This is a genomic window from Kitasatospora gansuensis, assembly GCF_014203705.1.
GTDB classification, from domain to species: domain Bacteria; phylum Actinomycetota; class Actinomycetes; order Streptomycetales; family Streptomycetaceae; genus Kitasatospora; species Kitasatospora gansuensis.
Window position 1 is genome coordinate 7519056 of sequence record NZ_JACHJR010000001.1, and the last position, 26897, is coordinate 7545952.

25 protein-coding genes and 3 pseudogenes are annotated in these 26897 nt (G+C 70.6%); 19 read left to right on the forward strand and 9 right to left on the reverse strand.

Annotated features, from left to right (window positions below):
* Positions 1-16 precede the first annotated feature (16 nt).
* The 4 genes from F4556_RS33885 to F4556_RS33900 form a co-directional block, all read right to left on the reverse strand.
* Complete coding sequence (locus tag F4556_RS33885) at positions 17-685, reverse strand: YdcF family protein (RefSeq protein ID WP_313069013.1); 669 nt, start codon at positions 683-685, stop codon at positions 17-19.
* 12 nt (positions 686-697) lie between these two features.
* Complete coding sequence (locus F4556_RS33890; protein ID WP_184923028.1) at positions 698-1795, reverse strand: hypothetical protein; 1098 nt, start codon at positions 1793-1795, stop codon at positions 698-700.
* A 650-nt stretch (positions 1796-2445) separates the two neighbouring features.
* Positions 2446-3021, reverse strand: coding sequence for an HD domain-containing protein (locus F4556_RS33895; protein WP_376775765.1), 576 nt, complete (start codon positions 3019-3021; stop codon positions 2446-2448).
* Positions 3022-3041: 20 nt separating this feature from the next.
* Positions 3042-4178, reverse strand: coding sequence for a helix-turn-helix domain-containing protein (locus F4556_RS33900; RefSeq protein WP_184923030.1), 1137 nt, complete (start codon positions 4176-4178; stop codon positions 3042-3044).
* Between the two features lie 291 nt (positions 4179-4469).
* On the opposite strand from F4556_RS33900, the gene F4556_RS33905 reads away from it, so the two are divergent.
* The 12 genes from F4556_RS33905 (at position 4470) to F4556_RS33960 (ending at position 15840) form a co-directional block, all read left to right on the forward strand.
* Positions 4470-5078, forward strand: a complete 609-nt coding sequence (locus F4556_RS33905) for an ATP-binding protein (RefSeq protein WP_184923032.1) — start codon at positions 4470-4472, stop codon at positions 5076-5078.
* Positions 5079-5151: 73 nt separating this feature from the next.
* Positions 5152-6153, forward strand: coding sequence for a thymidylate synthase (locus tag F4556_RS33910; protein ID WP_184923034.1), 1002 nt, complete (start codon positions 5152-5154; stop codon positions 6151-6153).
* Positions 6150-6707 (forward strand): nucleoside-diphosphate kinase, encoded by a 558-nt coding sequence (locus tag F4556_RS33915; protein ID WP_184923036.1) that lies wholly within the window; start codon positions 6150-6152, stop codon positions 6705-6707. Before F4556_RS33910 ends, F4556_RS33915 begins: the two co-directional genes overlap by 4 nt.
* A gap of 48 nt (positions 6708-6755) precedes the next feature.
* Positions 6756-7934 (forward strand): radical SAM protein, encoded by a 1179-nt coding sequence (locus tag F4556_RS33920; RefSeq protein WP_246511162.1) that lies wholly within the window; start codon positions 6756-6758, stop codon positions 7932-7934.
* Between the two features lie 9 nt (positions 7935-7943).
* Positions 7944-8558, forward strand: coding sequence for a 3'-5' exonuclease (locus tag F4556_RS33925; RefSeq protein ID WP_184923038.1), 615 nt, complete (start codon positions 7944-7946; stop codon positions 8556-8558).
* Positions 8555-9163 carry a hypothetical protein gene (locus F4556_RS33930; RefSeq protein WP_184923040.1) on the forward strand — a complete coding sequence of 203 codons (609 nt, stop codon included), beginning with the start codon at positions 8555-8557 and terminating at the stop codon, positions 9161-9163. Before F4556_RS33925 ends, F4556_RS33930 begins: the two co-directional genes overlap by 4 nt.
* On the forward strand, positions 9160-9927 hold the full coding sequence (locus tag F4556_RS33935; RefSeq protein ID WP_184923042.1) for an aldo/keto reductase: 768 nt from the start codon (positions 9160-9162) through the stop codon (positions 9925-9927). The genes F4556_RS33930 and F4556_RS33935 overlap by 4 nt, the downstream gene beginning before the upstream one ends.
* Positions 9927-11054: a hypothetical protein gene (locus F4556_RS33940; protein WP_221503761.1), complete on the forward strand. Its 1128-nt coding sequence runs from the start codon at positions 9927-9929 to the stop codon at positions 11052-11054. Before F4556_RS33935 ends, F4556_RS33940 begins: the two co-directional genes overlap by 1 nt.
* A gap of 911 nt (positions 11055-11965) precedes the next feature.
* The gene (locus tag F4556_RS33945) at positions 11966-12454 is read left to right on the forward strand and encodes an ATP-binding protein (protein ID WP_184923044.1); all 489 of its coding nucleotides are present in this window, start codon (positions 11966-11968) and stop codon (positions 12452-12454) included.
* 245 nt (positions 12455-12699) lie between these two features.
* A complete protein-coding gene (locus tag F4556_RS33950; protein WP_184923046.1) occupies positions 12700-13128 on the forward strand; it encodes a hypothetical protein in 429 nt (142 codons plus the stop codon).
* Entirely contained in the window at positions 13125-13613 is a 489-nt protein-coding gene (locus F4556_RS33955) for an NUDIX domain-containing protein (RefSeq protein ID WP_184923048.1), read from the forward strand. The genes F4556_RS33950 and F4556_RS33955 overlap by 4 nt, the downstream gene beginning before the upstream one ends.
* Before the next feature lie 280 nt (positions 13614-13893).
* Positions 13894-15840 (forward strand): ATP-binding cassette domain-containing protein, encoded by a 1947-nt coding sequence (locus F4556_RS33960; RefSeq protein WP_313069018.1) that lies wholly within the window; start codon positions 13894-13896, stop codon positions 15838-15840.
* 685 nt (positions 15841-16525) lie between these two features.
* Here the strand turns inward: F4556_RS33960 and F4556_RS33965 are convergent.
* Complete coding sequence (locus F4556_RS33965) at positions 16526-17614, reverse strand: IS110 family RNA-guided transposase (RefSeq protein WP_184923050.1); 1089 nt, start codon at positions 17612-17614, stop codon at positions 16526-16528.
* A gap of 683 nt (positions 17615-18297) precedes the next feature.
* On the opposite strand from F4556_RS33965, the gene F4556_RS33970 reads away from it, so the two are divergent.
* The 3 genes from F4556_RS33970 (at position 18298) to F4556_RS33980 (ending at position 20624) form a co-directional block, all read left to right on the forward strand.
* Positions 18298-18561 carry an ABC transporter permease family protein gene (locus tag F4556_RS33970; RefSeq protein ID WP_246511163.1) on the forward strand — a complete coding sequence of 88 codons (264 nt, stop codon included), beginning with the start codon at positions 18298-18300 and terminating at the stop codon, positions 18559-18561.
* Between the two features lie 26 nt (positions 18562-18587).
* Positions 18588-19217, forward strand: coding sequence for a hypothetical protein (locus tag F4556_RS33975; protein ID WP_184923052.1), 630 nt, complete (start codon positions 18588-18590; stop codon positions 19215-19217).
* A gap of 672 nt (positions 19218-19889) precedes the next feature.
* Positions 19890-20624 (forward strand): DUF4328 domain-containing protein, encoded by a 735-nt coding sequence (locus tag F4556_RS33980; RefSeq protein ID WP_184923054.1) that lies wholly within the window; start codon positions 19890-19892, stop codon positions 20622-20624.
* A 190-nt stretch (positions 20625-20814) separates the two neighbouring features.
* Here the strand turns inward: F4556_RS33980 and F4556_RS33985 are convergent, their stop codons facing one another.
* Positions 20815-21201 (reverse strand): DUF8189 domain-containing protein, encoded by a 387-nt coding sequence (locus F4556_RS33985; protein ID WP_376775810.1) that lies wholly within the window; start codon positions 21199-21201, stop codon positions 20815-20817.
* A 106-nt stretch (positions 21202-21307) separates the two neighbouring features.
* Here F4556_RS33985 and F4556_RS33990 point away from each other — a divergent pair, with 106 nt between their 5' ends.
* Positions 21308-22006: an NUDIX domain-containing protein gene (locus F4556_RS33990; RefSeq protein ID WP_184923058.1), complete on the forward strand. Its 699-nt coding sequence runs from the start codon at positions 21308-21310 to the stop codon at positions 22004-22006.
* Between the two features lie 140 nt (positions 22007-22146).
* On the opposite strand, the gene F4556_RS33995 is transcribed toward F4556_RS33990, so the two are convergent.
* On the reverse strand, positions 22147-22617 hold the full coding sequence (locus tag F4556_RS33995; RefSeq protein WP_376775766.1) for an SOS response-associated peptidase family protein: 471 nt from the start codon (positions 22615-22617) through the stop codon (positions 22147-22149).
* On the opposite strand from F4556_RS33995, the pseudogene F4556_RS34000 reads away from it, so the two are divergent.
* Positions 22502-23489, forward strand: a pseudogene (locus tag F4556_RS34000) (SDR family NAD(P)-dependent oxidoreductase). The gene F4556_RS33995 and the pseudogene F4556_RS34000 overlap by 116 nt on opposite strands.
* A 321-nt stretch (positions 23490-23810) precedes the next feature.
* On the opposite strand, the gene F4556_RS34005 reads toward F4556_RS34000, so the two are convergent.
* A complete protein-coding gene (locus F4556_RS34005; protein ID WP_313069019.1) occupies positions 23811-24878 on the reverse strand; it encodes an ABC transporter substrate-binding protein in 1068 nt (355 codons plus the stop codon).
* Between the two features lie 28 nt (positions 24879-24906).
* Positions 24907-25191, reverse strand: a pseudogene (locus F4556_RS39250) (helical backbone metal receptor); the annotation flags it as partial.
* 764 nt (positions 25192-25955) lie between these two features.
* On the opposite strand from F4556_RS39250, the pseudogene F4556_RS38755 reads away from it, so the two are divergent.
* Positions 25956-26215: pseudogene (locus tag F4556_RS38755) on the forward strand (FAD-dependent monooxygenase); the annotation flags it as partial.
* Positions 26216-26393: 178 nt separating this feature from the next.
* Complete coding sequence (locus F4556_RS34010) at positions 26394-26840, forward strand: SRPBCC family protein (protein WP_184923060.1); 447 nt, start codon at positions 26394-26396, stop codon at positions 26838-26840.
* Positions 26841-26897 lie beyond the last annotated feature (57 nt).

Below are 26897 nucleotides of genomic sequence, written 5' to 3' on the forward strand. Positions count from 1 at the left end.
AGCGGCCGGCGGACGCTCAGGTGAGAAGACGGCTGGTGAAGCCGTCGGCATGGAGACGCTCGTAGGCATCGGCTACTCCCTTGGGGACCTCTTGCTCCACGGCGAACCCCAACTCCGGGTACTTCATGACGCGCTGGAGGTCGCCCATCAGGTTGTCGATCACGTGCTTCTCGCCGCCGACCGTCTTCGAGTACTCGTCCAGCGACATCGGCGCCGACGCGCACACCACCTCGACCTCCGGCCACACCTTGCGGCACGTTGCGAACGCCCGGCGCTCCATGTACGGCATGGAGATCAGCATCACCGACCGCACCTCCACCCCGGCCCGCGCCAGCACCTCCCGCGAGAACGCGATGTTCTGGCCCGTGTTCCGAGCCCGGGGCTCCTGGAGCACCGCGCTCCCAGGCACCCCGAGCGCCACCGCGTGCTCGGTGAAGTGCACCGCCTCACCCCGCGGGAACGCCTCCGGCCGGGACGGGTTCGGCCCGCCGCTGAAAACGACCGTGCCGAACAGCCCCCGGTGGAACAGCTCAGCGGTGTACGCCGGCACCCCGAGGTCGTGCGAGCCGAGACCGATCGCCACGTCGCACGGCCGCAGCTCGTGGCCCATCTGGTGGTAGTCCCAGATCAGCGTGGCGTCCGCCCACTGCCGGTCGGTGATCGCCTGGGACTGAGTGCCTTTCACATGTGCTCCTGGTCAGATGCGCTGGAGGGATCTGGCGGGCTGCTCGAAGCCCCGCCGGATGCCCTCGATGCTGCGGAGTTGGTGGCTCATACCGTAGTGCGCCGCCGTGTCCGCAGCCCGGCCCAGCACGGCCAGCCCCTCGTCCGCCGTCCCCGGGTCCGACAGCAGGATGTGCCCTTCGGCCGTGGCCAGCCGAACCTGCTGCATGGGGGACGCCGTCGTGCCGGTACGCCGAGCCACCTCGATCAGCTCGCACGCCTTGGCCAGGTCGCCCGCCCCGCGGTGGGCCAGCGCGAGCTTCTGGTGAGCCACCGACCAGTCCTCCGGCTCGCCCAGCGAGTCGAACAGCCGGACCGCGCCGCTCATGAACCCGGCGGCGGCGGTGTGGTTGCCGGTCTTGTCCAGGGCCGTGCCCACCCAGAGCTGGGCGCGTGCACGGTCCCGGCCGCTGAGCCGAGGATCGGCGGCCAGCTGCTGGTAGCGGTCGGCCGCCTCGGTGTGCCTGCCGGACATCTCGCTGACCACCGCCAGCGACAGGTCGAGCTGGGCGATACGGCGCGGCACGGCCAACTGCTCGAACACCGACCGGGCCTCCAGGTAGGAGCGGGCGGCGGACAGCGGACCCAGCACGGACCCCTGGTCGCGCTGGAGGTCTCCCACCAGCGTCGTCGTCCGGGCGTAGAGGTACAGGCCCTTGTCGTCCAAGTCCCGCGCCGGCCACCGCGACCACCACCGCCCGAGCAAGTCGGAGGCGAACGCGAAGTCCTGGCGGCTGATCGCGGCCACCGCCCGCTCCAGATCGTCCACCCAGGTCTCGTACTCCCACAGGCGCGGGCCCGAGGTGGGCACTCGGGCTGGCCCAGGCCGGCTGGCCGTCTCGGACAGCAGGGTCTCGAAGAGCAGCACGGTGGCGGGGTCGCACCGGGCGAGAGCGGTGTCGAGGATGGCCTGGGTGTCCGGCCGGGGCCGATACGAGGCACCCTTCGCCTCCCAGTTCGAGACGGTCCGCACTGCCACGCCCAGCTCCTGGGCGAAGTCCCTCACACTCCTGCGCCGGGCCGCCCGTAACGCGCGCGCCTCGGCGCCGGTCCACTCGATCACTGCCACCACCGCCACCTCCCAGGCCGGGCTGCCATCGAAGCACCCCGGCAGGCCCCGGTGCGGCGGAACTGCCACGGAAGTGCAACAGCACAGCATTTCGGATTGGCCCAAGACCCGGGAGGCTGAGAGCAGCCGAGCCACCTCGCCGGCCAGACCGAAGGAGCGCAGTGGAGCTCACCGAGCAACGGCCCATCCCGCCGCCGACCGTCATCGGCCTTCTGCGCCTGTCCGCGCTGTCCCCGGGCCGTCGAGCAGCCCTGATTTCGGTACTCGAGGATTTCTGCGTCCGCCGGGAGCTGGATCTCGCCGAGATAGCCACCAACAACGCCATCGACAAGATCACCAGCAGATCGGGGATCTACGGAGTCGTCCTTCCGTCCCTGGCGCACCTGGGGGGCGTTGCTGAACGCGGCGCTCGACGGCGGCAACTGTCCACCGCCGGGCTGCAACTCCTGGTCGTCCGTGGCCCGAAGACTCCCCGTGGGGCCAAGATCGCCTCGCCGCTCAACCTCGGTGGGTCGAGAGCCCGGAACAGGCGTGCCCCGCCTAGATGTCACCCAGGGCGTCGCCCACTCCAGCACGGTGCTTCGGCCGCCAGCCCGAACGGCGGGCAGGTACGAACGGTGCTCGGACCGCGGCGGATGTTCCAGGCCGAAGTGTCAGCGGAGGTAGGTGCGTTGCCATTCGGCGATGGACATGGTCTGCGCGGCGTCAGCCAGTTGGATCGCGGAGGGCAGCTTGAGCTTCGCCCGGGTACTGTCGACCCATTCCTGCGCCTGCGGGTAGCCCTGCTGAAGGTACTCCAGCCCCTGGATCATGCACTCCAACTTGTCGGCGTCGTGGGCGACCTGGACCTCCAGCGAGTCACCGTTCTCGTAGTCGTGGACGATGGCGCTGATCCCCTCGGCGACGGCAGGGTGGGCCTCAGCGACCTGGTCCGCGGTGACCGCCTCGTTGGATGCCGTCGTGATGTATCGGCGACCCACCCAGGGGATGTCACCGACCCGGGTCTCCTGGGTGTCGTGGAAGGTGCACAGGAGCGCAACCCGCGCAGGGTCCGCGCCTTCCATCATCGCGAGAACGGCACCGACCACGGCCGTTCGCCAGCTGTGCTCGGCGATCGTCTCGGGGTCCTTCACACCCGCGATCCACCAGCCGCTGCGCTTCCCGCGCTTCAACGCTCCGGCCTCGAACAGGTAGCTCATCGTGCCCTCGGAGTGCTGCCGGTCGTTCAATGTGGTCGTCCTTCGTGAGTTCAGGTGGTCAGCTTCAGACCGTAGTGCAGGGAGATCAGCTCCTCGCGCGCTTGCGTCGAGATTCCGTCGGCATCGAGCAGCACAGCGACACGAGCCTGGAGAGTCCGACCAAGATCAGGCGCGGGCGCGAGAAGGCCCTTTCGGAGGGCCAGCAACGCCCAGACCGAATGAATGTTCAGGTCGATCGCGGCAATGCCGGGCTTCAACCGATCGGCGAGCCCCCGCAAGAGGGCAAGAGCGTCCCACGACTCGGCGGGTGCAGCAACCATGAACTGATCGTCGGCCTTGGGCAGCGAGTCGATTCCCAGCCAGTACGCCCAGTAGTTCAAGTTGGCGGCCTCACCGACTTCGTCGCCCATGCCGGTGGCCATGAAGGCCGCGAGCGCGTCGTGATCGCCGTGCCGAGTGAGGGACGTCGCCACGGAGCGGTCGTCGGCCCAGTCCGGGGACCAACCTTTCGGCTGGGCTCGTGCCGGCCGACGGCGTATCTCAGCAAGCCAGGCGGCGGTATCGGATGACGTGTCGTATGAGCACAGGTAGAGGGCTTGCCGACGCAGCAGCGCGCCGTCATCGCCGGACCACTGGGCGAGTTCGGCAGCTCGGCGCATCTGGCCGAAGAACGTCCTCAGCACGTCGGGCGGAAGCTGAGGCGAGGCCGGGGTAGGACCGCGGCGAGCGGGCTTCTCGACGGCGGGGAGGGACGCCGGCGCGATGCCGGTCAGGGCCCACGCCAGCATATGGGTGGTGTCCCGGGTGAGTACCCAGCTTGCGAGGGGGTGGTCAGCTGCCCGTTCGATCGTCGGGTCGTCCACCGCGAAGTTGATGATGCTGTCAGCGTCGAGTGCCTGGTCAAGGAGGACAAGGAGCGTGGGGTCCCCGCCGAGGCGGAGAAGGTTCCGCTTGAGTGCACGCAGTGATCCGGCCCGCGAGGAGTTCAGCGATCGGCGACCGGATTCCCAGCCCTGGAGAGTGCTTTTGTCGACCCCGAGCGCCTGCGCAAGCCGCTCTTGGGAGGTTCCCGTTCGCTCCCGGATCTCCTTGAAGAGGTGACCCGAGACCGTTGCGAAGCCCTGGCCGGCGCGAGGGCTGCTGCCAGTCAGCTTTTCCAGGGCGCGATCCCCGCCGTGAGGTGCCACGTCGCTCCCACCCTTGCACGAGAGATACCGAGTTACTCGTACTCGGGGTCAGTCCTTCTGATCCCGTGCGAAGCGTAGCGTTTCCGCCGTGAGACGCACAGTGATCACGCTTGTGGTGGCTCGTCACCGCCCTACGCGTAGTTCCTGCACGAAGACCGACTCCTCGCCCTGCCTCAGACGCCCACCAGGCGGTGCGCCGGACGGCTGGTGGGGTGACGAACTCGGCGCCCAACCCGGCGCCATCGGATTCACCCCCAGCCGCACCTTCCCGCACGGCCCGGAGGATTCGCCATGCCCGTCATCACGTTCAGAGCACCCGTCCAGCACGCCTCCGTCGGCCAGCTCCGCAGGCGCATCCCCAACGAACTCGCCACTCTCGAAGTCGAGCTGACGGACGATGAGCGGTTCGCGGTCTGCATCTGTCTGACGGAGCTGGTCACCAACGCGATCACCCACGGCTACCGAGGGGAGGGCGGCAACGAGTCCGCCGAGCTGACGGTCTCGGTGACTGTCGACCGCGACAGCGGCAGGCTCCGGCTTGCAGCGTTCGACCCCGGACGGGATTTGCCGGTCGAGCGCGACGGCGGCCTGTACGAGTTGAACGGCCGGGGCCTGGCATTGATCCGCGCCTACGCGTCCGCCCTGGGCTGGGAGTCGGTGTTCGGCCCGGTCGGGGAGAGGGTCGGGCAGCAGGTCTGGTGCGAGCTGGAGATCGAGTCGCTCACCGGCCGGGCCACCGCGACCCAAGCGCAGGCGCAGCCGGAACAGCGGCTCGACGTCGGGCTTCAGATCGCGGTGATGGACGCGGTGTCGGCCGTCCGTGCCGCCCGGCCTCGAATCGGGGTCGGCAGTCTTCGTGATCGGCCCCGGGCCCTGGCCGGAACCGACACCGCGGCCTGACCGCCACCCCGTTTACGGGCTTCGGCCAGCCGCTGAAGCCCGCCACCCACCAGTGACCGAAGGAGGTACGCCCATGCTCGCCGCACCCTCGCTCCCGAACTTCCAGCGGGCCTATGGCCAGGCTCTGGAGCACCTGATCACGACGCCGCAGTTCACCAACCGCCCTCGGGGCAACCACAGCCAGGAGTCCCTGGGGCTGAGCTTTACGCTGACCGACCCCCGGGCCAGGAGCTTGTTCCTGGAGTCCCGGCCGGTGAACCCGATCTACCACTTCGCCGAGGCGCTGTGGTACCTCGGCGGCCGGGACGACCTCGCCATGATCGGCTACTACGCCCGGCGCCGGCGGCTGGACTCCAGCGACGGGGTGACCATCGTCGGGTCGGCGTACGGGAAGCGCCTGTTCCCCGCTCCCTTCGACCAGGCCCTCGCGCTGCTGCGATCCGAGCGCGACTCCAAGCGGGCATTCCTGCCGGTGTTCTGGCCGGGCGCCCTCGACGACCCGGCCAGCCCGGATGTGCCGTGCTTGATTGGCCTTCAACTGCTTGCCCGTGAAGGCCGGTTGCACATGGTGGCCTACATGCGGGCGAACGACGCCAACCGCGGGCTGATCGCCGACGTGTTCTCCTTCACCTTCATCCAGGAGTTCGCCGCGCGCCTGCTCGGGCTGGAGCTGGGCACCTACACCCACCACGTCGGCTCGATGCACGTCGCGGTCGCCGAACTCCTACACCTGGCCGACGTGGCTGCCGAGGCGGGACACAGCGTTGGGCAGCCCGCCCGTTTCGCCCCCGAGTCGATGCCGGCGGGGTCCGGCTGGGAGCAGGTCCGGCAACTCCTTGTTCACGAGGAGGTGTTGCGTACCAACCAGATGCAGTACGCACCCGCCGACATCGCGGCCTTGGATCTGTCCCCGTACTGGCAGGAGATCGTCCGTCTCTTCGAGGTGCAGCGCCAGCTGATCCACTGTGCCGCCGACCCGGTCGACGCCGATCTGTTGACCGCCCTCACGCCGGCCCACCGCTGGCAGGTCACCCGCCGCTGGGCCAAGCGGATGCCCGCCGAGGTGACCGCGTGAACGCCCGCCCCACGGCGGCCGGAGCCGTGGTCGACGGAGTCGACTGGGACCGGTTCAGCGTGGTGCTGCTCAAGCCCGACTGTGTCCGGCGGGAGCTGACCGACATCGTCCTCGCCGCCCTGGCGGAGCGCGGTGGCGTCGAGGTGGTCTTCTGGATGCCGGTGACCGTCGCCGCTTGGCAGATCCACGTCCACTACTGGGACATGCTGGTCGACGCCGACTGGTGGCTGCCGTTGAACATCCCGCTCTGCCTGGACCAGGCCTACGTCGGCCAGAGCGTCGTGGTGGCGCTGGTGCGCGGCGCCGGAGGAACCCCGGCACGGCTTCGCGGCCTGCTCGGGCACTTCGACCCCGCCGAGGCCGGACCCGGCACCATCCGAGGCGACTTCGGCACCGACAGCCTCGCCACCGCCCGCCAGGCCGGACGCCTGGTGGAGAACCTGATCCACACCAGCGACGACGAGGCCGCCGTGGCACGGGACTTCGGGACGTGGTTCGGCGCCGACCGCCGCCACCTGCTCCCCCCGACCCATCGCGAGCCCGCGCCTGCCTGACCTTCCCCGTTCCGCCTCCAGCACCAACTGCCGCAAGGAGGAACCACCTTGACCACCATCACGCCCCGCACCCGCCGGCCGCTGCCGCTGCTCACCGCCGACCAGATCGGCTCCCTGAAGCCGGAGCTCGCGGACCCGATCGAGTACCGCAAGTCGGGCCTGTCGCTGAACCACGTCGTCGGCTGCCCCCTCGACTGCGGCTACTGCGTGCGGCACCTGTTCGACAACTTCGAGCTCAAGACGCCGCGCGCGCTGATGAGCGACGAGGACGCCGTCGAACTCCTCACCAGCCACCCGTACTTCCGGCCGCACGTGACGCCCATCCAGCTGTTCAACCGCGCGACCGACCCGATGCTGCCCGTCGTCAAACCCCACACCTTCAAGGTGCTGCGTCTCCTGGACGGCATGGGCCTGCGCAACCACGTGCTGGTGATCACCCGCTGGCGGGTCGACCCGGAGGACTGCGCCGTCCTCAACTCCTTCAAGAACATCAAGCTGACCGTGCTCGTCACCCACTCCGGGATCGACCACCCCGGCATCGAGCCCGTGGACTCCGCGATTGCCGCCGCGAGCCTCAAGACCCTGTACGAGCACGCCGAGAACTACCGCACCATCCTCTACTGGCGGCCGATCGTGCCCGGCCTCAACGACAGCGACGAGGACATCCAACGCGCCTACGAGCTGTCCAAGTTCGCGCACGCCACCGTCTTCACCGGCCTGTTCTTCCGCGACCAGATCGCCGCGTACTACCAGGTCCACGGCCTGCCCGAGCCTTACGAGGACACCGCCCGCCGCAAGATCATGCCTGAGGAGTCCGAGCAGCGGATCCTCGAGGCGTTCCACCGGCCCGAGAACTCCGACGCCCCCTGGGGGCCGCTGTTCCGCAAGACGAGCTGCGCCGTCGCCTACGCCCACGGGGAGGCTGACTACAACGGCCACTACGGCATCCGCGAGCTGTGCGACATCTGCCCTTTGGCGCAGCTCCAGGTCTGCCACCAGGCATGGAACGCCCCGGAGTTGTCCGTGGCCCAGGCCGCCGCGCGGGACCTCGGCGCGGTGGGCGAGGTGGAGGTCACCAAGCGGGCCATCATCGTGGAGGGCCTGGACGAGCTGCCGCGGTACTTCCTCCAGCATGGCTTCGGCTACCAGGTCCACGACCGGAACAAGCCGCACCACCCGCGCCGGCACGGGCGAGCCGACATCGGCTGGCCCGCCCCGGCCTCCTAGGAGACAACCGTGAGCACCAGCCCCACCTGGCCCCGTCTGCTCGTCGTCGACGTCGAAGGCAACGGCCAGCAGCCGCCGGACCTGGTCGAGATCGCCCTCATCCCCGTCGAGGGCGGCCTCGTCCGGCCGGAGGAGGCCAGGAGCACCCTGGTGCGGCCCCCGCAGCCGATCACCCGCTTCGCCACCGGCGTCCACGGCCTCACCAACCAGGACGTGGAAGCCGCCCCGCCCTGGGAGACGATCGCCGACCGGGTGCTGGCCGACCTCCACGGGGCATGGATCGTCGCCCACAACGCCTCGACCGAGTACAACGTCCTCACCCGGCACCTGCCGACCTGGCAGCCCGCCGGTGTCCTCGACACCCTCCGCCTGGCCCGCGCCGTCCACCCGGCCGCCCCCGGGCACGGCCTGGACAAGATCATCCCGCACCTGGGGATCGACCTGTCCGCCGTGCCCGGACAGCGGCACCGCGCAGCCTTCGACGCCCACGCCACCGCCCTGCTGCTGCTCACTCTCGCCGACCGCATGACCTTCGCCGAGCTGATGGCCGCGGCGGTGCCCCCGAACATGCCCGGCGCCCCGGCGGCGCCCGACCCCGACCATGAGGAGCAAACCCTGTGGTGACCACTCCTGTGACGATCGGCCTTGCCGGTACCCACCGCACCGGCAAGACCACCATCGCCCGCCGCATCGAGATGGAACTGCGCGCGCTCGGCCTCACCGTCACCCGCACCTCCGGCCTCGCCCGCCGCGCCGCCGAACTCGGCTTCCCGAAGATGCTCCAGCACACCGCGACCTCCACCGAGTGGATCATCGCCGCCGGTGCGGCTGACGCCCTCGCCGCCGGGCTCAACGCCGACGTGGTCCTCGTGGACCGAACCCCGCACGACGCCCTCGCCTACCTCCTCGCCGCCCTGGAGCGACGCGGCGAGGAGATCGGCGACGACGAAGCGGCGATGCTCAGCGCCCTCGCCGACCTCCACACCCGCCACCACACCCTGCTGATCGCCACCGTCCTCGACCCGGACCTCCCGCTCGGCGAACACCCCCGCAAGGACCCCGCCTACCTCGACCGGGACTTCCGCGCCGGCGTCGACCGGCACCTGCACGACCTCCTCGCCGGAGGGATGCTGGGCGAGCGCCTGTTCACCGCCCCCAACGGTGCCGCCGACGCCGCCGTTCAGGCCGCCGTCGCCGCCGTCAACGACCGTATGGCGGTGCACCGGTGAGCCGCCCCGGCGGCACCCTCAACCTCGCCGGCGTCGAGGTCGCCCGCCTCGGGCTCGGCACGATGCGCCTGACCGGCCCCGGCACCTGGGGCGACCCGGCCGACCCGACCACGGCCGTCCGGCTCGTACGCCACGCCGTCAACGCCGGGATCAACCACATCGACACCGCCGACGCCTATGGCCCCCACACCGTCGAGGACCTGATCCGCTGGGCCCTCCACCCCTACACCGATGACGTGCTGGTGGCCACCAAGGTCGGCATGATCCGCCCCGCCCCCAATGTCTGGAAGCCGCTCGGCCGCCCCGACTACCTGCGCGCCGCCGTCGAAGCCTCGCATCGCCGCCTGGCCGTCGACCGGATCGGTCTGTGCTACCTCCACCGCATCGACCCCACCGTGCCGCTGGCCGAACAGGTCGGCGTCATGGTCGAACTCCAGGTCGAGGGCAAGATCCGGGGCATCGGCCTGTCGAAGGTCACCGTCGACCAGATCGACCAGGCCCGCGCCATCGCCCCGATCGCCGCGGTGCAGAACGTCCTCAATCTGGACGAGCTCCATGACCCCGTCGTTCAGCACTGCGCCGACCTCGGCATCCCCTACGTGCCCTACCGGCCGCTGAACGCCGGACGGCACACCGGGCCCGACGGCACCGGGAAGGCGCTGCGCCACCTCCTCGACCTCGGCCCGCACATCGCCCCGATCCCCGGCACCAGCAACCCCGACCACCTCGACGAGCTGATCGCCGCCGTCACCGAGGGGGCCTGATGCGCCTCGGCTACAGCCACTGGGGATTCCTCGGTGACGGCGTTACCGACACCCCCGACGGAGGCCGGTCCTGGCGGAGCACCATGCTCACCACCCTCGCCGCCGACCACCGCCTCATCCTGCTCCAGCCCAACCGCGACCAGCTCGAAGCCGGCCACGACGTTCCCGGCCCCTACAGCTGGGACAGCGGCCTGCCCGACCTGGACGCCCTGTTCGTGGAGTGGCGCTGGCCGCTGCCCGGCCGAAACGACACCCCCTGCGGCAGCCCCGGCCACACTTGCGACCTCCACCGTCAGCAGGAACTCCTCAACCACTACACCCTGCGCCTCGGAGTCCCCACCCTGCTCTGGGACCTCGACAAGACCCTCGCCGACGACGACCCGCTGCGCACCCACCCGGCCGTCCGGGTCCTCGACCCGGCCACCCACCCGGCACCGGGGGCGCTCACGATGCGCGTCCCGGTCTTCGACGAAGTCCTCGACGGAGCCGACCCGGAGCACCTGGTGGGCGGGTCCCGAATCTGGTCGCTGTGCTACGTCGGCAACCAGTACGGCCGCGACGAGCACTTCGACCGCTTCTTCGCGCCGCCCGCCCGCCGCCATCCCCACCAGGTCATCGGGAAGTGGACCGATACCGCCCGCTGGCCCCACGTCCACTTCGCCGGCCGTCAGGGCTTTGCCGCCTCCCAGCGCCTCCACGCCCGCTCCGTCACCACCGTGTTGCTCGCCCCGCCCCGCTACGCGGCCACCGGCTCGATGTCCCAGCGTCTACCCGAAGCCGTCCTTGCCGGGTGCCTGCCGCTCGGCCCCGCCGACATCGCCGGCATCCGGGACTTCCTCCCGCCCGAGCTGGTCGTCCGCGACGGCAAGGCCGCCGACCTGGTCATCAGCAACCTCGACGCGTTCGGGCAGAACAACCGGGCGGAAGTGCTCGCCCAGTGCCTCGACCGGCTCGGGCCCTTCCGGGCGTCCCGTCAACGCGCCGTCGTGCAAGCCGCGTTCGCCGATATCGCGGGCGGCCGGGCAGCGGATGCCCGGACCGACATCAACGCCATGCACCGCAGCGTCCTGCGCACCCTGTCCGACCTGGCGAGCGACCCGGCCGGCACCGACGCCTCACCGCGGTAGCCGCCCCCTTTCCATCCCACTTTTGCCGCCACTCCACCGATGACTCGAACGGACACCTGACGATGCCCACCCGCCCCCGTGCTCAGACACCCAGCAGTGGGCCGTCCTGGGGCACGGCCTTGCCCATACCCACGCCCACCGGCCCGCACTGCGACCCGGGCAGCGCGCCCGTTCCCGCCCGGACGCGGTCCTATCGGGTCGTGCCCCTCGCGGCGCTCACCAGCGTCGAGCCACCGCAGGGCGACCGCCCAAGCGACCGACCGCACCCGGTGACGGCGCGCCGCGCACCGCTCTACGCCCCGGCCACACCTGTGACGGACACGATCGCGGTCGGCAGCGGCCGCACCGACTGGTTCGCCGGGGCCCGCCTGGCCGGGTACGTGCAGGCTGCCCAGCAGCCGCAGACCCGGCGGGGCCGGCGGAGTCTGGCAGGTCCGGGGGCCCGCAGCGATGATGACGACCCAGGATCTCCCATCGCTGGCAATCCCCGGTCTCGCGGCTTTCGCCCGGGGCGGCTGGCCGGAGACAGCGGAACCCGATGACGGCAACCCGTGGGCGGACGGGGAGTGCTGGCTCTACTGCGGTCGGTGGACCCGAGTGCTGTGGATCGGGCCGGTGACGGTGGCCGCAGCAGTGACCGCTCCCATGCCCGCCTGCGCGGACTGCATGCAGCGCCTGAGCTCGCGGGTGTGGGAGCACGTCCTGCACAAGGACACACAACCCAGTGTGGGCCTGTACCGCGCGTTGCCGACGGCCACGCCCCCAGCCCTGGGCCCGGACCAGGGGACGGACCCGCACCGGATGCTGCCCGGCTCCGAGCCCGGCAGCCGTCGCCGGGCACGTCACCGACGTTCGACGCTGGAGCGACTGAGGCACGGGTGGCGCCGCCGCGTCGTCGAGCGGAGCGCCTGGTGACCGCCGTCCGTGCCGCCGCTCCACCCGAGGAGAGCACCGGTGGTGACTGGCGAACGCTGGCCGGCCTCCCCGAGTCCGTGCCGGTCGCCAGAGCGGTGACCCGCGAAGCCTGCGAGAAGTGGGGGAGGCCCGAACTCGCCGATGCCGCCGCGCTGGTGGTCTCCGAACTCGTCACCAACGCGGTCACACACACCGGGTGCCGCTCGATCGGACTGTCACTCGGCATGGACGCCACCGGCGTCATGATCGAAGTCCGGGACTCGTCCTACGGCATGCCGTGCAGGCTCACCACCGACCCGACCTCGGCGGCAGGACGCGGCCTCATCGTCGTTGCGGCGTGCTCGAAGTCCTGGGGCGCAAGACCCGAGTGGCGAGGCAAGGTCGTCTGGGCACTCCTCCCGCACCCGCCCACCGGCCAGCCCCCGCCCAGCGCCGAGCCGCTCACCGCGCCACGCCGCAGGCCAGTTGTACAGCAAGCAGCCTGATCGCCCCGGCCACTGCGGGCCACCTCCGAGCTCCGTGTGACAGCACTGCCGCAGCTCGCCCTCACCGGCCGCCTGCCCTTGGCCGACCCTGTGGCGGTGCCGGTCCCCCCGTCCCTGCCCGGCTCGCCGGGCCCCACCAAGAAGGAGCCACCCTGTGGCGAACACCCCACAGATTATCGGCCTCGACCAGTAAGAACACCCTCATCAACCAGATTGACGGCCAACTGCGCGCGCAGGGCCTCGCCGTGGCCCGTATCCCCGACCTGAGCCGCCGCCGGACGGCGGCCGGATTCACCGCAGGGGAGCGAACGGTCGCCTCGACCGAGTGGACCATCACCGCCCTGGCCGGGGACACCCTCGCCGCTTCCGCCAGGGCCGACGTCGTCCTCGTGGGCCACACTCCACACGACGCCCTCGCCGACCTCCACACTCGCCACTACTCCCTGCTCCTCGCCATGATCGCGGACCCAGGCATCCCCTACATCCCCGGACCGGGCCTCGATCCCGCGTACGCGGACTCCGCCTTCCGTGCCGGCCTCGACCGACACCTGCACGAGCTGCTGGCCGACGGGCTCTTCGGCGACCTGCGTGTGCAGGTGCCCGCAAACGCCCACGCCGCCGCCGTCCAGCGTGCCGTCGAGTCCGCCACCCACACGCTCGCGGTGCTCGGATGAGCGCCCGGGTGCTCACCGCCGTGGCCTCCGGGATCTACATCCCGCACCCCGACGGCCGGGTTCTGCTCGTGCACCACGCCCGATCCAAGACCTGGGTCCTGCCCGGTGGCAAGGGCGAGCACGAGTCCCCCCGCCAGTGCGCCGCCCGCGAGGGTACCGAGGAGCTGCGCGTACCTGTCGAGATCGGCCCGCTGCTGTCTGTCCATCACCTCACCGGAGCGAAGCCGCTGTTCCCCGGCGCGGAGAACATCCCCGGCGCTTACCCGTGCAACCTGTTCACCTCCACCGCCCACCTCGCCCCCGCTGACTGGGACCGGATCACCCTGCCGGCGGATGAACTCCTCGGCTGGGACCTGTTCGACGTCGACCAGGCGGTCACCACACCCGGGCTGATGGAGCAGGCGAACGCCGCGAACCTGCTGGCCTGCCAGAGCGCCTACCGCACCGGCATCACCGCCTACCTGGAAGACGGCACCGTCACCTGACCCCAACAGCCGCAAGGGCAGACGGCGGTGTCCACCAACTCGCCGACCGGGACACGCTTTTGCTCACATCGAGTGAGCCGGTCCGAGACACGCCCGGCGGGCGGACCGGCCGCTGCCAGGATCAGCGGCGCACCGCGACCCCAGCCCTTCCGGACAGCCCCTCAGGCGCCAGTCCACTACCCCAGCACGCCACGCGCCGGGCCGCAGCACGGCCGCCCGGCGGGGCTGTCCGGGCTGCCCGCGTGCAGCACCACCGTGTCCAACTATCCAGGGAGTATGCGTGGTTGAGCAGCAGCAACAGCAGAACCTGAAGTCCTCCGGAGAGCAGCAGGGCGACGAGGTGGAGGAGGCCCGCTGGTCGTACCGCACCGACCGGATCGTGGAGGCCACCGCCAACCTGTCGGCGTGGGCGATGATGCGGCGCCTGCCGCAGCTGGTGCGCCGCACCCTCAAGCTGACGTGGCGGGTGGACCGGCGGGCCACCGTGATCCTGCTGGCCGGGCAGCTGGTCTCCGGTGTACTGGCGGCCGTGGCCCTGTGGGCGACCACCGGCGCGATCGGCGCCGTGATCTCCCCGCAGGCAGATGGCGCGACGGTCGCCGACCGGCTCCGCGAAGGTGCGGTGCCGGTGACGATCCTGGCGGTGGCCGCGGCGGGCCGGGCGCTGCTCGGCACCGTCAGTGTCGCGATCTCCGAGCGGCTCTCGCCGAGGATCGCCCGGGAAGCAGAGCTGGAGCTGCTGGCCGTGTCGGTGGCGGCCGAGCTGGAGGCGTACGACCAGGTCGGCTACGCCGAGCGGTGGGACGCCGCCGACCGGGGCGCCGACTCCTCGCAGGAACTCCTCGGCGTGGCGCAAGAGATCATCGCCTCTGTCGTCACCCTCGTCGCCGCCGCCGGCGTGCTCGCCGCTCTGCACCCTGCCCTGGTGCCGTTCCTGATCCTGGCGTCGATCCCGCAGGGCGTGGTCGCGGCCCGCTCCGCCCGCATCCGCTACCTGATGGCGATCGAGAGCATGGACGACCGCCGCCTGCTCGGGATGCTGCGGTACTGCCTGTGCCACGACGACAACGCCGACCAGATCCGCTCCGACACCATGGCCGGCTTCCTCACCGCCAAGTACCGCAAGGCCGGCGAACGCCTGGACACCGCCACCGACCGAGCCGCCCACCGAGCCGCCCGCATCTCCTTCCTCGGCTCCCTGGCCACCGGAGCGGCATCCGTCCTGGTCTGGGGCACCCTCATCACCCTGCTGGCCACCGGACACGTCGGCGTCGCCGCCGCCGGAACCGCCGTCTTCGCGCTGCGCACCGCCGCCTCCGGACTGCAGGGCATCGTCGGTGGCGGCACCCGGCTCTACCGGCTCGGCCTGTACCTGCGGGACTTCGACGACTTCGTGGTGGAGGCCGGCGGGCACGCGATGCGTCGCGGGACCGCAGTGCCCGATGCCCCGGCCCAGGTCGCGGCCCGCCAGGTCTCGTACACCTATCCCGGCGCCGACCGGCCCACCCTGGATGGCCTGGACCTGACGATCCGCCAGGGCGAGATCGTCGCGCTGATCGGCGAGAACGGCTCGGGCAAGAGCACCCTGCTGCGGCTGCTCTCCGGCCTGACCCTGCCGAGCGACGGGGTGGTCTGTTGGGACGAGGTGCCAACCCAGGAGATGGACCCGCACGCGCTGTGGAAGCGGGTCGCACTCGTTCCCCAGCAGTTCTCCCGCTGGCCGCTCACCCTGGGCGAGAACATCCACCTGGGTCACGACGGCGGCGGCCAGGACTTGGTGGAGCGCGCCGCCGTGCTGGCGGGCGCCGACGAGATCGCTGTCACCCTCCGCTCTCGCTACAACACCCTGCTGGCCCGCGCATTCTGGGGCGGCGAGTGGCTGTCCGGTGGCCAGTTCCAGCGCGTCGCCGTCGCGCGTGCCTTCTACCGCTCCCTGCGGGCACCGGGCCTGTTGGTGCTGGACGAGCCCACGAGTGACCTCGACCCCCGGGCCGAGCATCGGATCTTCCACAACCTGCGCACCCTGGCGGCCGGACGCGCCACCATCCTCGTCACCCACAACCTCGACAACGCCGTCCTCGCGGACCGCATCGTCGTCATGCGCGGCGGAAGGATCGCCGAAGAGGGCACCTTCGCCGAACTCGCCGACGGCAACGGCCTGTTCCGCGAACTCCTCGACCTGAAACACGACCGCGACCGCAAGCTGCCCGGCCAGCGCGCCCAGTAGCAGGCCCCGCAATCCTTCCGGCCCGGACCGAACAACCGGGACCGGAAACGGCAGGGGCGTCGGCCCGGCTGTGGGGCCCCGGGCCGACGCCCCGTCACACCCAACTCGAGCTACCGAAACAGGAGTTCGGTGAACACCGCACAGCTGCCCGTAGCCCAGGCACACTCGCTGCCGGACCTGGACCCGGAGGGCCGACGCCAGTGAACGGCAACGGGACGGCGAACTCGGTCACCTGCAGCCAGATCGGTATGGCGGTGCAGGCCGGAAGCGTCGGTGCGATCCACGTCCACCAGACGGAGCACTCCGCCGCCGCCACCGCGCCAGTTCCCGTGCGTCAGCGGCCGGTTCACCGACCGCACCGGCGACATCGCCCGGCTGGAGCAGCTGCTCGCCCTCAGCCACCCGGGCTCCTGGTCCCACGAAGAAAGAGCGAGCGCTGGTGGCGCACCACCACGGGACCAGCGGCCGGGCGCGCCCTGCTCCTCCGTCGGTTGGCCCATCTGAGGAGGCCGGTAGGCACGGCGCTCCTGCCGCCAGACAGACAGAGCGTGACCTCACCTCTTGGCTATCGCACGGACCACGAGCAGCGACTGATGACAGTCGAAGCTGGCCGCTGGATCAGCAACAGTCAGTCGCGTGCATGCGAAAGGCGGTCAGGTCACGTCCGGTGATGCTCTTATGGATGTCAAGCAGCGGTGGTGAGCTGCTTGGCGGTGATGTGTGTGGTGCTGGGTGCGGTCAGGACTTGGTAGATCTCGCGGGCGATGAACCGCTTGAGGCAGCGGATGATCTCCTTCTTCGAGAGTCCTTCCGTGGTCCTGCGCTGCATGTACTGCTTGGTGCGTTCGTCCCAGCGCAGGCGGCAGAGGACGACGCGGTAGAGAGCGGCGTTGGCGTCCCGGTCGCCGCCGCGGTTGAGACGGTGGCGGTGGGTGCGGCCGGACGACGCGGGTAGTGGCGCGACGCCGCAGAGCATGGCGAACGCTGCCTCGGAGCGCAGGCGCTCGGGGTTCTCTCCGGCGGTGACCAGCAGTTGTCCGGCGACGTCCGCGCCGACGCCGTTCAGGGCGAGCAGGGCTGGGGCGATCCCGGCGACCAGCGGGGTGATGAGCTCCTCCAGTTCGGCGATCTCCTCACCCAGTCGCTGGTGGCGGCGGGCGAGGGTCCGTAGAGCGAGCCTGGCGGCGACGGCCGGCTCGCCGGCTCTCTTCGCATCCGGACGCGAGGTGGCGCACGCGACGATCAGCTGCCGGTCGCCCAGGTCCCGCAGAACGGTCCGCAGCTCTTCCGGTGCGGTGATGATCAGCATCTTCATCTGCCGTGCCACATCGGCGCGTTGACGCACCGCGCTGCGGCGGGCAACCCGCAGGCTCCGCAGGGCCTCTACTTGGCCGTCGCGCTGCTTGGGTATCCCGGTGCGGCGGGCCGACAGTGCCGCGCGGGCGGCGGCCTCGGCGTCGACCGGGTCGGACTTGCCCTGCCATCGGCGGGCCTTGCGATCCGGGCGGTCGATCTCCACCACGGTCACGGCCCGCTCGTGCAGGTAGCGGGCCAGGCCGGCGCCGTAGGCGCCGGTGCCCTCCACCCCGACCAGCACCAGGTTGCCGAACGAGCGGAGCCAGGCCAGGAGTTCGCGGTAGCCGGCCGCGGTGGCCTCGAACTGCTCGGCGCCCAGCGGCCGTCCGGCCGAGTCGACGGCCGCCGCGGTGTGGGTGTCCTTGTGGGTGTCGACGCCGCCGGTGATCTCGCGGGTCCGCTGTGCGATGGTGGACATCGCCGTCCTCTCCATTGAACCGGTCAGGGCGGCAGCCACCGGTCCGGCGGGCGGACAGGACAGTGATGGGGCCTCTGGCCAGGCTCTTATGAAGTCACGCAGGCCGGGCCGGTGGATGCGCACGAACGCCTCCCGGGCGGGGCCGACAGATCACGTGAAGGACCCGTGGTCAGTCAGGCGGTGGGTCAGACCCCGCCGGGAGACGCTCATGAACATCATCACTGTCAGGCGGGCAAGGGGATCGAACACCTCTGGCATCTTTCGCGCGGCCTTGTGCTCTGAGGGTATGGGGCTGCCAACCGCCGGGTCGTGATCAGGCGTTGGCCATTCGATGTCTGGGTCCCATCAGAACGCGGAAGACCGGACGTCAATGGCCGGTATCGACTGGTGGCCGGTGCCCGAAGAAGTTGCCGACCGGTCAATCGAATCGGGACGAACTACGGCTGTACGCGAGGGATTCTCTTGGCGCCGCCTGCCGGGATCCAGCGCGAGGAACCCCATCGGGTGCAGGTGACCGAACTGCCGGCGAGGTGAACCGGGCTGGGGTGGGGCGACGGCACACCGGGGGCTCTGCAGCACCTGTACTGAGGGCTCGGGCGGTGCGATAGGCGCCGCAGCTGGAGCAGACGCGGGCGGCGCGGTTTTTTGGCCGACCCGCCCGAGCCTCGCCGACCCTGACGGTGATGTGGCTGGCGCTGGTGACCGTCTTCCTGTTCCAGTTCGTCGGCATCTGGAACAACTACCTGCTGCCCTCCCTCATACTCAACTCCGCCTCGCGACTGCCGGTGACGGTCGGTCTGGTGCAGTGGCGGTCGGAGTTCGCCAACGGCGTGCCACCGCTGCTGCCGATCACCGGTGCCTTCCTGTCGCTGATCCCCCTGCTCATCGCCTTCATCAGCCTCCAGCGCTACTGGCGCAAGGGCCTGACCGCCGACGCCGTCAAGTAGCGCGTTCGTGGCCGCCCCCGGCCAGGATGCTGCTGATCGAAGCGGTCCTCGGCTGCCGGGCGCGACTTCCGCGCGAGGAGGAGCAGCGTGCCGGGGACCGCACCCAGTCGGCCGTCTCCCACCAGACCGCCTGGGCCATGCTGCACACCCGCTTTCGTCGTTGGGCCGGTGACGGCACGTTCGAGCGGATGCTGCGGGCCGCACAGACCAGGGCGAACGTGGTCGGCGCCATCGACCGGTTCGTCTCGGTCCGACTCTGTGGTGGCCGATGCCTGGTGCCTTCACTACTGGCGGGCGGACGGGCCGGTTTCCTGAGCGATGCGGAGGTCTGTCTCGTGCTCGTCGGGGCATGGGTGCCCGTCTACCGGGCAGTTGGTGCCCAGCTCGGCCAGGAAGCCGGGACGCATGGCCTCGGCTTGCTCGATGCACATCGTGCAGACGGTTGTGACCGCGAGGTTGATGGTGTCCGAGTCGATGCCGCAGAACGCGGTGCGCCAGGACGGGTCACGACAGCAGACGAGGTGGCCGATGTCGTCAGGGTCGGCGTTCAGGCGCAGGTGCGTGGCGACGATCGGCTCGGTGCTGACGATCTGCTGGCCATGGCTTGGGGTGGGCATTCGGCACAGTTTACCTTCATCCAGTCGTGTCCGAACTGAACGGCGGCCGGGGGTTCGTTGTGATGTCGCCGGACCTCCGGTAAGAGCAAACTCTCTCGAGAAGCGTCCGCGACCGTGACAGCATGAGCCCATGACCGCAAACCGAAAGGCCCATGCCGCGTAGACGGCCGACGCGCATCCGCGTCGATCTCTGCCCCTCCCGGACTCGGGGTTCATGGCCCATGATCGACGGCGTCTCCTCGCGGACACGCTCCGAGATCGCTCACCTCGAGCGCACCCGGAACTACCTGCAGCCAGGGGAAGTCACAGCTGCTGTGCGCCTCTGGAAGGACCACGTTCACCAGACGGAGCGGCAGCTGTGGCGCGACTATGACCGGGGTGGCGTGCACTGGTATTGCTGCGGCAGTCCTTTGGAAGCCCGTGCCCTCATCGCCACAGTGATGCATGCGATGTCACCCCGGGCCGCTCGCGAACTCCGGAAGATCATCCACAAGTTCGACGCTGCGTACAGTCCTCCCCTGCCGTCCCGCGAAGGGGGCGGCAGATAGGGCGCGAGATTGGTCCGGTCGACGCTCGGTGGCCCGCTACGGGGCCAGTTTCGGCATCAACAGCTGAAGATAACGTTTGGAGATTCTCCCGGCTGCTGTGTTCCCATGTCTGTTCCGAACCCCTCGGACGGTGGGGGGAATCAGTGACTGGATATTTCCGAGCATGTACCCCGATCCCCTGACCAATCCGCAGCCGCAGCCCCAGCCCTGGCAGGCCCCGCCGATGGCGTGGTCCGCGCCCTACCGGTCGCCGCGCGCCCTGGGGATCACGGCCTCGGTCCTGCTCGGGGTGGTGGCCCTGTTCGACGTTCTGGACGCCGCTGCCGCACTGGCGGCCCGGGGCCAGTACCAGGAGCTCGTCGGCGAACCGGCGCTGTCGGGTGACGTGGTGGTGAATGCCGAGCTGGTGTCGGTGGTGACGGGGATGCTGGGGATGGCGGCCATGCTGGCCACCGGAGTGGTCTTCATCTGCTGGTTCCTGCGGGTCCGCAAGAACGCCGAGCTGCTGGCGCCGCAGCTGCGGCAGCGCCGGAGCCCGGGGTGGGCGGGCTGGGGCTGGTTCGTCCCGGTGGTCTCGATCTGGTTCCCGTTCCAGATCGCTCAGGACAGCTGGCGGGCCGCTGCTCCGGAGGGCACCCCGAAGGCCTCGGAGAAGCTGCTCGGCTTCTGGTGGGCGGCCTGGCTGCTCTCGCTGACGGTCGGCCGGGTCGACGGGCAGCTCTACGTCAAGGCGGAGACCGCGGAGGCGTACGTCACCAGCTTCGGTGTGACGGCGGTGTCCGACGGGCTGGAGCTGGTCGCGGCGGTGCTGGCAATCCTGGTGGTGCGCCGACTGACGGCGAGGCAGGACGCGGCGGCGGCCCGGCTCGCGGCGGCGCCGTACTGGCCGCAGGTCTGATGGTCAGTCAGCGGGGGCCGGGGATTGCTCCCCGGCCCCCGCTGTCGTGTCAACAGACGACTGTGGTGAACGCCGCCTCGTCCGGACGCGCCGTCCCATCGTTCCGCCCGCGCGGAGTTCGGTTGTCCGCAGCGCGCCGCACCTCGGGCTGGGGCAGGTGCGGATCTCCCAGACTCCGTCCTGGGTCAGCTCACCGGGCGGGAATTCCTGAGATCTTGTCCCACGGTTGCCACTGCCCGGTTGTGTCACGGAACTTGGCCCACGTCCGACCATCGGCTCCCTTCACAAGTACTGCAGTACCGGTTTCGAAGTCCTGGACAACGACGTTGCTCTTGGCGATTCCGCTCAGAGACTGCCAGCCGGTCCACGTCCCACCGATGGTCCAGCGCGTCCACACCGCCTGATCCATACCGACCAGGAACTGTTCCTTCTGGCCGGCCGGGAGCGCGTGGTTCGTCACGCCGTACTCGCAGACGTACAGGGCGCCGCCCCCCGTCTTGCACTGAGCGGCCATCGCCGGAGCGGCGGACACCGCAAGACCCGCCAGCACGGCAGCCGCGACAATCGCGGCTTTCATCTTCTTCACGCCTACACATCCCCATCAGTGAAGCGCCAGCAGCTCGTGATCCGGCAGCCCCCGTACGCACTGGCTACTGTCCGGTAACCAGTCGTGCCGCACCATCGTGGAACACCACGATCTTGACCCGACTCGGCAGACCAAGGCCCCGGACAAGCACACCCCCTGCGCCTTTGCCGCGCTCGTCAGCGCAACCGAAGCGGTTCCGCCGCACTCGACCAGCCCGGTCACGGGCTCAGTGACACGGCGCTATGGTCTGTCCATGGCCAACGAGATCCGCTCTTCCGTGTCGCAGTCGGCCCTGGGGTGGTTGCCGCCCGAGGAGTTCGTCCCGACGTTGTCGCACGGGATCGGCTACGCCGCCCTCCTCTTCCACGACACCGGCGGCCGGCTGCTCGGCCTGCGCTCCGCTCTCGATCCGCCCGTCATGCAGGTTCCCGGCGGTCTGCTTGATGCGGGTGAAGACCTTCTGGGGTGTGCCCGCCGGGAGACGGTCGAGGAGATCGGCTTCCTGCCGGCCTGTGCCGGGCCGGACGCGCCCGAGCCGCAGCTGCTGGTGCTCACCTTCACCGCCCCGAGGCCGCCGTGGCCGTGGAAGGTCGGCGCGTTCTTCGACGGCGGCATCCTCACCGACGAAGAGATCGGCCGCATCACCCTGGATCCGGCCGAGCACACCGCTCACTGCTTCAAATCCGTCGCCGAGTGGGTCGCCATCGCCGACCCGCGCCGCGCCGCGATCCTGGGAGCCGCCACCGAGGCCCGCCGCTCCGGCCGGACCACCTACCTCGCTCCCGACGGTTCCTGACCGGATGTCAGGCAGCGGCCTGGGCCGAGCGCTGCGCCCCCCGAGCAGCGCGACCCGGCGCTTCCCCGTACGAGTTGCCTGTTGGAATGAACCCACGTCCACCAGGTCGGCGACCCGCATCGCGCCTGGCGGCTGAAGCGCTACGCGAAGTGGGTGCCCGCGGTGCCGGGCAGCGGGTCCTCGACTTCGGTCAGGAGCTGGGGGCCGTCGGAGCGCACGTTGTTGACGGTGGTGACCACCGGGCGGACCGTCAGATCGGCGGCCGGGGCGTGGATCAGGTCGCGCAGGTGGCCGGGGTCGGTGGTCTCCGGGTCGAGCCAGGTGTCCAAGGCGTCGGGGTGGAGTGTCACCGGCATCCGGTCGTGGATCCGGCCGGCGGCGTCGACCGCCTCGGTGGTCAGGATGGTGAAGGTAGTCAGCCAGCCGGCCGACCGGCTGCACCTGGTCCTGCTGGAACTGTTGCGGTCGGCAGGGCAGTTGGACTGGTCGCGGGCGGTGATCGACTCCAGCCATGCGCGGGCCGCTCGGCGGGGCCCAAAAGCGGTCCCAGCCCGGTCGACCGCGCACGGCGGGGCAGCAAGCACCACGCAGCTGGCCGGCACCGGAGCCACGGTCGTTCTCGGCAGCCGGGACACGGCGAAAGCCGAGGCCGCGATCGCTTCCATCGGCTCGCGTATCCCCGGCGCCAAGGTGAAGCACCTGCCCCTGGACCTGGCCGACCTCGCTTCGCTCAAGGCATTTGTGGAGGCACTTGGGCTGGACCGCCTCGACGCGGTCGTCCACAACGCCGGTGTGGCGCTCGACCATCCGCCGCGCCGCGAGACCACCGACGGTCACGAGCTGATGTTCGCGACCAACCACCTGGGGCACTTCGCGCTGACGCACCAGCTGGCCCCGCTGCTCATGGCGACGCCGGGGAGCCGGGTCGTCACCACCGGCAGCTTCGCCGCCAAGTCCGAGCGCCTGGACGTCGACGATCTCCAGAGCACCACGACTTCGAGCCCAAGCGCGCCTATGAGCGCTCCAAGCTGGCCCAGATGCTCTTCGCCCTTGAACTCGACCGCCGCCTGCGTGCCGTCGGCAGCACAACGCTGAGCGTGCTCGTCCATCCCGGCGGCGCGCTCGACTCCCTCACCCCTTCGCGCCCGCCGATCCACGTCCGGACCACCGGCGAGCGGCTGAGCCACCTGCCGCTCGGTCTTGTCGTCCAAGGCAAGGACGCTGCCGCATGGCCCGCGGTCCGAGCCGTACTCGACCCGAGCGTCCGCGGCGGCCAGATGCTGAGCCCCGAGCGTTCGGACTGCGCGGTACGCCCAGGATCGAACCCCTCTGGCGTCACCTGGCCGACACCTCGACCGCGGCACGTCTCTGGGCGGCGAGCTGCGAACTGACCGGAAGCGACCCGACGTTCAGCGCACCGGCAGGGTCCGGCGAGACCGATGGCCCGGCGGCCGGGCGCGGCGAATCAGCCTCGACCGGATGAGATCGGTTGTGACCTGCTCCCGAGCCGGACCGAGGGGATCCCGGATGCCGCGCTCGCCCTCCTCGGCGTCGTTCCGGGCAGATCGGGAGTGGTGGGCCAGCGCGACCTGTTCCTGGAGGTGGCCCTGGACGGCAAGGCGATCATGGACGCGCTCGGGCCCGCTGATCGGTGCGGCCACCCGGCACCTTAAGGGGCTGCACCTTCAACTCGGCCCGCTGTCACGGGAGGAGGCCGTGGCCCGGCTGTGGGCTTGGGCCGTGGAGCAGGGTGCGGGTGCTGAGGTCCGGCGGGGCGGTCGGACGGTCCGTCAGCCCGGTGTGGTCAGCCGGTGTGGAGGACGCGGAAGCCGTCGGGGGCGGCCGGATCGCGTTCGGCGACCTGGACCGGCGGCCAGGCCCACTGGTGGACGCCGATTCCCGGCACGCGGGAGAAGCGGATCGTGCCCCGGGTGCCTTCGACCTTGAGCTGCGGCCAGGCCGCGGCGAGGCGGTCGCGGTCCGTGCCGTGGGTGCGGAGTGCCTCGGCCAGGACGGTGACGGTGTCGTGGCCCTCGAAGGCCACGAAAGAGGGGGCGGAGGCCAGTCGATCGCGCAGCTGCGCCTCGACGAGGGCCTGCCGCGGGGTGGGCCGCTTCGGCAGGTAGCGCAGGAACGGGACCGCGTCGCCGTCCGCTCCCAGCAGCTCCGCCCACTCGGCGAACTCGGGCTGCCCGGCCGGGGCACCGATCAACAGCCCCGCGAGGCGGGCGTCGTGACGGAGCGTGCGGACGAGCCCCACCGCCCGGTCGGGGAAGCCGGTCAGGAGCAGGAGCGCGGTCGCACCGCTGTCGGCGAGGGCGGCGGGGTCGAGCTCGGCGGCGGCCCACGCGGTGACGGTGCCGCCGTGGGGCGCGAGGTGGGAGCGGAGGACGGCGATGCCCGAGCTCCAGTAGACGCTGGGGTCGACCGCCACGGCGAGGTGCCGGTGGCCGGCGGCGAGGAGGAAGTCCGCGTAGACGCGCCAACTGTGCGACTGGGCGGGCGCGATGCGGGCGACCAGGTCGGTGGGGTGCTCGGTGAGCGAGTCCAACACGGCCGAGGAGCAGAGGAACGGCACGCCGAGCGCGTCGGCCCGGGCAGTGGCGGCGCGGGCCACGACGCTGTGGTACTCCCCGACCACGGCGGCCACCCCGAGGGCGGCCAACTCCTCGATCGCGGCCTCCGCCCGCTGCGGATCGGCGGCCGTGTCACGGACCGTCAGTTCCAGGGGACGACCGTGGATGCCGCCGGCCGCGTTCACCTCATGGACCGCCAGTTCGATCCCGGTGAGCAGGTGCCGCCCGGCCTCGACCCAGCCGGGGCGGGAGAGCGGGGCGAGGACGCCGATCCCGATGGCTGCGGGCGTGTTCACTTGGGTCTCCTTGGGTGGTTCCGTGGGGGAGGGCGCGGCGCAGGGCGGCGGTGAGGACCCCCGGGGCCTCGACCAGGGAGGGACCGTACCAGGTGAGGTGACGGCCGCTCACCAGAGCGGCGGGCACGCCGGGGAAGGCCTCCGGCCGTCGGTGGCCGTGAAGCGGTAGGGCTCGTTGGGGAGGATCGCCAAGTCGGGGTGATCGGCGCGGAGTTGCTCGCTCGGGAGGGGCGGGGTAGCGCTCGGGGTGGGTGGCGTGGACCGGTTCGACTCTGAGCCGCCGCAGCTCCAGATCGGCCGTCCGTAGTCGGCCAGATCGGTCACGCGGGCCCGTACCCCGGCTGCGCGAAGTGCCGCGAGGTCGACCCGGCGGAGGAGCGCTAGCGCATCTCTTGGTGCTCTCGCCAGGTTCCTGACTCGAGGTCAAGCCGTAGGACCTGAATCTCCCTGGGCGGTGGGTTCCTACGCCGTCTCGCCGAAGTCACAGTCCGTACGACTGCGGCGATCGCTGCCGAAAGCACGATCACAGGGACGGCCACGTAGATGACGAACAGGAGCACCAGTGCAGTCCACCCTGGTCCTTCGTCACTGCCTGCGATCTCCATGAAAGCCATGCACCTCAGGACGCGCGGTGAGAGCCTCCAGTTCCTGACGGATGATCAAACCGATGAGCGGAGGGTGGCGGACGCAGGGTGGCTGAGGAACTGCACCAGGCGCGTCTCCGAACGGCTGATGCGCTCCCGCTCCGTGGGCGGCAGTCCGGCAAGCGCGTCGGCGAGGACCTGCGTTCGCGGGACGCACACCATGGTGGCGGCGTAGGTCCGGCAGGAAGCGCACCAGGTGAGTCCGATGCAGCGCTCGAACAGGGAGGACTCGGGTGGGTGGAAGCGGTACCGGTATGAGCCGACGGGTGTTCGGCAGGCGCTGCAGAGGGGTTCGGGGCCGATGGTGACGGTGGTCAGGGTCGCGGTCTTCGTCCAGTACGGCCGGCCGTCTGCTCTTCAAGTCGTCATGTCGGCATTTTGCCAGCAGTCGGCGGGGGGTGAGGTGCCGTCTTCGGGGCGGCTGAGGTAGCCGTGGCCGTCCCGCGGCGGCCTGACCACTGGCGACACCGAGGTGATCCGCACCCGGCTCCTCGACGAGTACATCCACTGGTCGCCCCGCCTGCGCCAGTTGATCACCGACAACGAAGGCGCCTACATCGACCGTCCGATCCTCGCCCTCCCCGTCCCGCACACCTGGGAACACAACCCGCGATGCTCGACGCCGCCGACCTGGCCCTTGCCCTTGTCGGCTGCACCACCGTCGACGAAGCTGTCCGCAGCTACGAGAAGACCCGCGCTGACGGACGAACGCGACCGACCCGCCCGAGCCCCGCCGACCCAGACGCCGATGTGGCCGGCAAGGCGTCCTGGGTCGCTCGCGTCCTGCGCCCCCGCGATCGGGAGGCGTGGGCCGGGACCGTCTGGAATCCTGGCTGTGAAGCGCCTGCCAGACCCACAGCGAGGAGCCGACATGTCCGGACTGTTCGAGGCCAGCGTCGAGGTCGACCGCCCGGTGGAGGAGGTCTTCGCGTACCTCGCCGACGGTCGCCACGACCCCGAGTTCAGCCCCCGGGTCCTGGAGATCACGAAGACTCCGGACGACGCCCCGACCGCAGTCGGCACGGTCTTCCGCAGCACCGTGAAGGACGCCGGGATGAAGACCTCCCGTGAGTTCCGCATCACCGGTGTGGAGGCGCCGCGCACCATCCGTTGGAGCGAGCAGAGCAAGAACCTCATCACCGCCGAAGGCGGCTACGACCTCGAACCGCTGCCGGACAGCCGTACCCGGGTCCGGATCTTCAACGTGCTCGAAGGCCACGGCCTCGGCAAGGTGCTGCTCGGCCCGGCCGTGCACGCGGCCCGCAAGGACGCTCCCGACTTCGGCCGCCGGATCAAGGCAGCCATCGAGCGGTCCTGACCGCCGCAGACACGGGCAGCCGGCGCCCCGCCGCGTTCGGGAGTGTCAGCCCGAGTT